The organism is Blautia sp. SF-50, from assembly GCF_900101315.1.
Taxonomy (GTDB): domain Bacteria; phylum Bacillota; class Clostridia; order Lachnospirales; family Lachnospiraceae; genus Blautia_A; species Blautia_A fusiformis.
In genome coordinates this window covers 1-7191 of record NZ_FMUW01000059.1, presented here as the reverse complement: position 1 = coordinate 7191, position 7191 = coordinate 1, and the positions used below count along the sequence as shown (strand labels likewise).

The 7191-nt window shown below is 42.1% G+C and carries 7 protein-coding genes and 1 pseudogene; all 8 read right to left on the bottom strand.

Going from position 1 to position 7191, the window contains the following annotated elements:
* Nucleotides 1–18: 18 nt before the first annotated feature.
* Nucleotides 19–165, bottom strand: coding sequence for a hypothetical protein (locus BLP57_RS17935; protein WP_156340250.1), 147 nt, complete (start codon nucleotides 163–165; stop codon nucleotides 19–21).
* A 142-nt stretch (nucleotides 166–307) separates the two neighbouring features.
* Entirely contained in the window at nucleotides 308–2314 is a 2007-nt protein-coding gene (locus BLP57_RS17250) for a VirB4-like conjugal transfer ATPase, CD1110 family (protein ID WP_092073530.1), read from the bottom strand.
* Nucleotides 2315–2444: 130 nt separating this feature from the next.
* On the bottom strand, nucleotides 2445–2945 hold the full coding sequence (locus BLP57_RS17245) for a PrgI family protein (protein ID WP_055056111.1): 501 nt from the start codon (nucleotides 2943–2945) through the stop codon (nucleotides 2445–2447).
* Nucleotides 2946–3554 (bottom strand): MT-A70 family methyltransferase, encoded by a 609-nt coding sequence (locus BLP57_RS17240; protein WP_021652487.1) that lies wholly within the window; start codon nucleotides 3552–3554, stop codon nucleotides 2946–2948.
* Nucleotides 3555–3610: 56 nt separating this feature from the next.
* Nucleotides 3611–4447 (bottom strand): hypothetical protein, encoded by an 837-nt coding sequence (locus BLP57_RS17235; protein WP_025577460.1) that lies wholly within the window; start codon nucleotides 4445–4447, stop codon nucleotides 3611–3613.
* A gap of 47 nt (nucleotides 4448–4494) precedes the next feature.
* A complete protein-coding gene (locus BLP57_RS17230; RefSeq protein ID WP_092073527.1) occupies nucleotides 4495–4833 on the bottom strand; it encodes a hypothetical protein in 339 nt (112 codons plus the stop codon).
* A 423-nt stretch (nucleotides 4834–5256) separates the two neighbouring features.
* Nucleotides 5257–5682: pseudogene (locus tag BLP57_RS18930) on the bottom strand (type IV secretory system conjugative DNA transfer family protein); the annotation flags it as partial.
* A gap of 107 nt (nucleotides 5683–5789) precedes the next feature.
* Nucleotides 5790–7191, bottom strand: a 1402-nt coding sequence (locus BLP57_RS17220; protein ID WP_092073524.1) for a reverse transcriptase/maturase family protein, incomplete at its 5' end; no start/stop codon positions are given.

Here is a 7191-nt window from a genome sequence, read left to right as displayed (position 1 = left end):
ATTCGAATTTTAGACTCTTTAAATCGTCAGTTCGTCCCCACTTCCGTGGATACTCACCATATACAGCTTCACTACATAATCACAGGCAACCCACACCTCTGTGAATCTTTCCTCAGCCTTACCTGTTAGGACCTGCTTTTTGCTCTTCACCCTAACTTTTGACAACCCGACAGTTCTTGCACAACTATCACGCTGTAGGGAGTTTGTGTGTGTCCCTTCCGGGCGTTACCCCTTCATTTGAACAACACCATATCAGTTGTATCAGTAGCTTTTCTTTTTACGGACGGCTACTGACCCCGCTGTCTATTCAACAAGCGGAACGTCTCGTCCTATGGAACTCATCTATATAAAGCCAGGTTGCCCTTCCTTTCTTTGCGTTTTCTGCAATCCGGGCACTGATATTTTCCAACATGACCAGAGTGGAAATGGCTCCCAGCTCTTTCCCCAGATCCCTTGTACCATAAACAATGAACCTTGCCTGTACATTCACATTGGTATGGTTATTGAAAATATTTAAAGAGCCATTTACAAACAGCTCTAACGATAAGGCAATATCCTTTGCCTCTTCCTCCGGCTGCTCCAACAGTAGCTCATAAAATTCTGACATGGTAGGGATATGCTTTTCCCTTGCCTTTGCAATGTCAATATACAGCTTTCGTACACAACGGTCTATAATGGATTTATGGCGGCTGTTTAGATTATCCCCGTAACACTGTTCACACAGCCCCAGCATAAATTCCCCTTTATCCCGGATATATCCCTGGGAATCGTTTAAATCCAGCGCCCAGACGTCCATCTCCAAAGGATTGATGTAATTCTTTGTATAGGTAGACAGGTTAATGATTGCCGCCTGGTTTCCCAGGGCTTCTGCAATATCAAAATATTCCAGTGTCGGGTCGATACAGATAATATCATCATCTGTTCCTAAGAACACCTGCAGCATTTCCGACTTACTGAAATAGGATTTTCCGGAGCCGGGAACACCGAATACCATTCCATTCCCATTCGCCAGTTTTTTCCGGTTTCCAATGCAAAGGTTATGAGAAACCTGGTTAATGCCATAGCAGACGCCGGATTTTTCGTTTAATTCCTGTACATTAAAGGGAAGAAGGGCTGCAATGTCCCTGGTAAGCATGGTCCGCATTGTGCTGATCTGCCGGTTTCCCACTGGAAGTATGGTATTCATAGCTTCCCTCTGCTGATAATAGTGGGTTTCAATCTGGCACATGCGTCCATTGCCGATATTTTTAATGGTTTCGGTTACACTGTCTAACTCCTTCTTGTCCTTTGCCATGATTAGGAAATTAACCCCTGTATAAAACAGGTTCTGGTCATTTTCCCGCACGTCGTCCATAAGATTTACAATCTTCTCCTTCTGGACTTTCTTGGTATGGGAAATGTCACTGGAAAAGTCGTTATTTTTATTACGGACTCTCTGCTGCTTTAAAATATCATTTTCAATGCCCAGATATTTCTTCTGAAGAACCTTATTTGCCAGCTCTTTTGGTACTGGTACAATACAGATTGTAGTGATGCTATGAACCGGAAGGCTGGTAATCTCATTTAAAAAGGTATCCGATAAAGAAGAAGGATATTTTTTAATAAATAATGCCCTGCATTTTTTCCGTTCCGTTTCAAAATAGCCAGGGTAAAACTGCATATACCCTGGTGAAATATCATTTTTAGGATCACCGCCCTTTTTTAACGCCTGTCTGAAATCAAAGGAGAATTGTTCTTCTTCCCCTATGCGGTAAAAATTGAAAAGCACCCGCAGCCGCTCTTCTGCATTTAATTCTTCAATGCAGGAACCAAGTTCTCCGAAGTTCTGTTTTAAGGTAGCTTCAAAAGTGGCAAAAAATGCTTTTGCCTGTTCGTAGGATTTCCGTTCTACACATACCGTCAGCAGTTTTTCCTGTTCAATCCCCTGCCTTCCATCTACAATGCGCTTTTCAATGATCTGGTTATAACTTCCACGCAGCCAGTTAAAACCATCTCCTTTTTCCTGGAAAAGAACATGCTCCCGGAAATCCTGCATATTTTTATTCCGGTTAAAAATGGTAATAAGAAAATATACATCAATGGCATTTACCGTCTTACAATACTGCTTTAAAATCCGCATCTGCTCTTCTGCACCTGCGGTTACATAATTAATGTCCAAAAAGCGGTATGTCCTGGAGTATACCCCCTTCCCTACTTCAAAAATGCCATTTTCTGCAATTCTCCCAATCCCCATGACTTCCTGAAGATATTTCGGGGATTTTACTGCTTTATCTGCTTTTTTTAACTGGTCAAACTTATCTGAAAAAATTGACAATCTCTAATTTCCTCCTTTCAGGCAGATGGGACCACAAACACAGCAGCTTCCATCTGCCACTACATGTCTGTGTATCCCTCTCCTGAAATGGAGAGCAGGCGCTATTTCACGCCTTGATTGCATATTCTGGTCAACGGTACATCTTATACCACACCGCTGCTGCCGCACCAAGTACAATCATTACTACCGTTACGATCCCCATACGGATTGCCTTCTTTTTCACCACGTTGACGTCACCACCTTTCTTCTCTTTTTTCTGTTCCTTTTTCCTTTGCTGTACTTCCCGTTCTTCTTCCTGACGGGTTTCCATATAAATCTGTTTCAGCTCCTGCACCGATTCCGTAGAGCCATACACCAAAGGGCGGTTAAAAAAGGAAAAATAAATCATCTTCCCTGCAAACTGCCAGAATGTCAGCCCATGATAGTTATAAAACCCAGTCAGTGCCAGAGGTACAACAAAAGGGGTTGCCACATAACAGCTCAAAGTAATCCCGATTTTTTCATACAAAAGCAGGACAATCCCAGTTCCTACGCCCAATGCCAATGCCGAAAACAAAAACTGTTTTGCTGTAAGTCCTAGAACCAGGGATTCTTTATAATGCTGTAGGTCCTCACTTAATTCAATCTCCATTTACATGTCCTCCCTTCTTACCGGCTCCTGTCCTTTGCAGATAGAAGCCGTTTCATGCTGCAAAACTTCTGTTCCCGGCGAACACACGACTTCATTCCCCCATACGTCCCAGCCAGGTGCTTCTCTACGCGCAAATAGCTCAACTCGTGGGACATCTCCCATTAACTGTTCAATTCTGTTTCTTGCCTCCTCTGGCTTTTTACTATGTTCTTCGATATGTGTGATAAGGACTTGATGCACACGCCTGGAATAACGCTTTGGGCTTCCTTTTGTTGCAAGAATACAGATTTCAGCATTTGCTCTTGTCCAGTATCCCATGCCCCAAAATAAAGAATCCGCTTTCTTATTCTGCTTAATCCAAACAAATGCTACCGTTTTATAGGTAAATCCCCACGCTTTTACAACTCTCCATATTTCTTTCAAAAGTGGAAATGTAATCCAAAGAAATAATGCACAATTTTCATCTGCCAGTTTCCCTACCGGCAACTTTTCTATTTCTTCCATGCTCATGGTTGGATAATGGCTTTCTGCGGAACGCCCACTGCCCTTTTTACTCCACACCCGGTATGCCCAGGGGGGATCTGCATAGATAACCTGATATTTTTTCATAATCCTCCTTTTTATGAGCTTCTATCTTCCAAACAGAAGCTATTTTTTGCCTTACACTACAATCCCAGTGCCCTGGAAGTCAGGTTCTGCGCCCCTTTTACAGTGCCTACCGTCAGCGCAACCGTAAAGGTCATTTCCCCCAAATAAATCAGGGTTTTGGCCCAGTCCTCATAATCTCCGGTAAAGGTCGGAAGACCGGAAGAAATAAACTGGTTACACAAAAGGATTGCCAGTGCCATCGTGACTGCCTCAAAAACAACACTGATAAAATATTTCATATAGGCTACAAAGGTATTGCTAAGCCCCCGGTTTCCAGCCAGGGTACTGCTGGCAATCGCCCCAAAAGGTACAATTACCATGATTTTCAAAAAGCGGAAATAAACATTGTACAGCAGGAAGAAACCACAGATAATAACGATTAAAGACAGGAAAACAGCAAGTATCAAAAATACGATACTGGTTCCAAATCCCAAATCTTTAATCACTTCTGCCTGCGCCGGGTCAATGGATAACTCCACACTCTGGTTTTGCCCCAAATGCCCCACCAGGTTTCCACAGGAAGTAAACAGGGCTTTCATAATGGTAATGTTATAAGATACCAGCCACTGTGCAATGGCAACCCGGATAAACATACGGAGAATTGCTTCAAACCGGATTTCTTCCCGGATATCTACCGACTCTGCACAAAACCCTATGACGAAAAAAAGGACTACCAGGGCAGAGCCTATCCCAACAAAAAGGGGTTCAATCCCTTCAATGATCCCCCAGGGCCCGCCTCCTTTGAATCCGGTAGGGGACTGTCCTAAAAGTTCAAATACGAGGCTGACCTGGTTATTCCAAAATCCAAACACGATTTCCAAAAGTGCAAGGATCGCCTCTCCTAAATTAAACATCACTTCACCTCTCTTCTTATCTACTTATCTCAAAAAGAAGAATGGTTTTAGCTAATTCCCAGGAAAGTAAGAACGGAGGAAATGGCTGCCATAATAAGCCCTGCAACAATTCCTTTAATGGCACTGTTCATAGAAGAACTGTCCTGCTGTTGGTAAGCCTGTGCAAATTCCATCACGTTTTTTGCCAGGATAATCACACCCACCGCACCGATAATACTGATCACCAGTGTCTTTAAATTCATAAGCGGCTGTGTTACGTCACTTACCCCGGAAGCCATGACAGTCTGGGGGAACAGGGAAACAGTGGTAGCGCCTACTGCCAGGACTCCCAGTAGAGATTTTTTCAAGCGGTTCTGTTTCTTTCTGATAACCTCTTTGATTTTCATATCTTTTTACTCCTTTTCATGTGATTGATACCGCATTACGCAAAAAGACAGATTTTTAAAAACCTGCCCTGCGTAATGCAAAAACTACAGGTTTCCAAAAATCTGCCTTCTTTAATCCGAGGCTGTTTCTTTTGTAAATTTTTTACGGATTTCCTTCATCTTTTCAGCACTGTTTTTTGTATCTGCCATTTGAAGGATTTTATCATACGAAATTCCAGCACCAATGGCAAGCATGATTTCTCCCAACTGTTCCTCATTATAAACATGGCTTTCCAATAATTCAGAAAGTTTTTCTTCCTCTGTCTGTACCGGTTTTTCCGTTTTCTTCGGCGGCCTCACCTCCTCTACCGTTCTCTTCTTCTGGTTCTCTTTCAGCTCTTCCTCCGAAAAAATCTTCTTAGGAATAGGCTCATAAGAAAAAATTTCATCAAAAGACAGTTCCACAATCTGAACATCTTCTCCCTGTTCCTTTTTCTTCTTATAATAATCCAGGGATTCTTCGTTTAAAATCTGTACCGCCTGTTTTTTTGCAGCCATTCTGTCATGGATATAAGGCGCTGCCCCGCCATCTTCTGTTTCCGAAAATCTGGAGTGTGCAAACGTATTGTATTTCTTATCAATAATGGGATCACAACCCCTGATTAACAAAATACACTCTGAGTTATCCAGCTTTCGGGTTTCGTCCGGTGTCAAAAGCTCACGCCCCAGCACATCATAATTCCGGGAACTGCTCCCCTGCCGGCCTTTGGTTTCCCCACTGCTTTTTTTATCAATGGTTCCTTTTCCCAGGGACTCACTGATATACTTATGCGTGGACTGTTCATTCCCACCAAGATATACCAGGGAATCATGAGGTAAGCTTCAGCTCATCCTTCGAAAAGGACTTGCATCCACTCCCTCCCAAACCGCACGTACACCTCTCGATGTATACGGCTTTCCGCTTATCATTTGCGGTGTTACGAATGAATTAAATTATGGCATTCGGGGCATACCACGAGTGTTTTCCGTCTCCTTTTTCGCATGAGTAATACCCACTCTGTATTTCCCTTTAAATCTTTGAGTTTCTTAACTTGGTGTATTACCAGATTTCTACAGTCTTTTTGGCATAATTCACAAGTATGACGTTCCACTCTCTGTTTGAGAGTGTTAGTTTTGGCATATCTTGAAAACTGCGGAAGCTCGCTTACATTATCAAACTTTGTAGCACATTCCTTCCGTTTATAACCATCCCTGTAGAATGTTGTTGTTTTCATTCCCTGCCTTGTTTCATACGCAACTGTAAATAATTCGTTTCTGCAATATCTCCGCTTAATCTCATGAACATTCGTCTTATACTTGCACGCAAATGTTTTATACATGCTGTATTTCATTACATTGGCAAATCTCCCTATTTTAAAGGAGTCATTCGCTATGGTGTAATAATTATATAGTCCACGGACTTCTGCATTGTATCTTGCGAGAATTTCAATATCGCTCTGGTTTACCAGTTTTCCCCTATGAAGGGCTACAAATCTCTCTTTTCCGTTTTCGTTGATTTTGATTTTCATTGCTTTGTATTCAATTAACTTACCTACCCATTTTTCGCGTGGAACGTACAGTTTAACAACTCCTGTCTGACATCTCTGAACCCTTCCGTTAGAAGCCTTCTGTAGCGTCTGCACTCTTGATACCGTAATGTCGTAACCTAGAAATCTTGCTCTGTCTCCAGTGTGCGTAACCTTTGTCTTAGTGTCTGACATTTCTAATTTCAATGCTTTTTGCAGGAATATTTTCACGTCTTTCTTGATAGCTTCTGCGTCTGCTTTGCTACCAATAACCCCGATGATAAAATCATCCGCATATCTCGTATACTGCACCCTTTTATAATTACTGTCGTTATAGACGTAAGGTGTTGTAGATTTTTCAATCATTTCCAGTTCCTTAAGATTTTTGCATCTGATTTTCTTTTCTTCGTCAGACAGACTATCCCATATCTCTCTGCCCTTTTTCCTATATCTGTATGCCTTACCGACACTGGACTTATATGCAGTAGAAAAATGTTTCTTCTTAGCTTCTGTATTGAAGTTTTCTGCATAATTTTCCATAAATTTGTCCAATTCATGAAGGTAAATATTTGCCATCACTGGACTGACTCCCGACCCCTGCGGCACTCCGCTATAGGTTCTGTTGAATGTCCATTGTTCCATATATCCTGCTTTTAGGAATTTCCATATAAGCTGGATAAACGCTTCGTCATCAATCCTCTTTTTCAAGAGGTCGATAACTACATGGTGGTCGAAACTGTCAAAACAAGCGTGTATATCTCCTTCCACAAACCAGTTCGCACCAGTAAAGGTGTTCTGTATCTGTTTCAGTGCT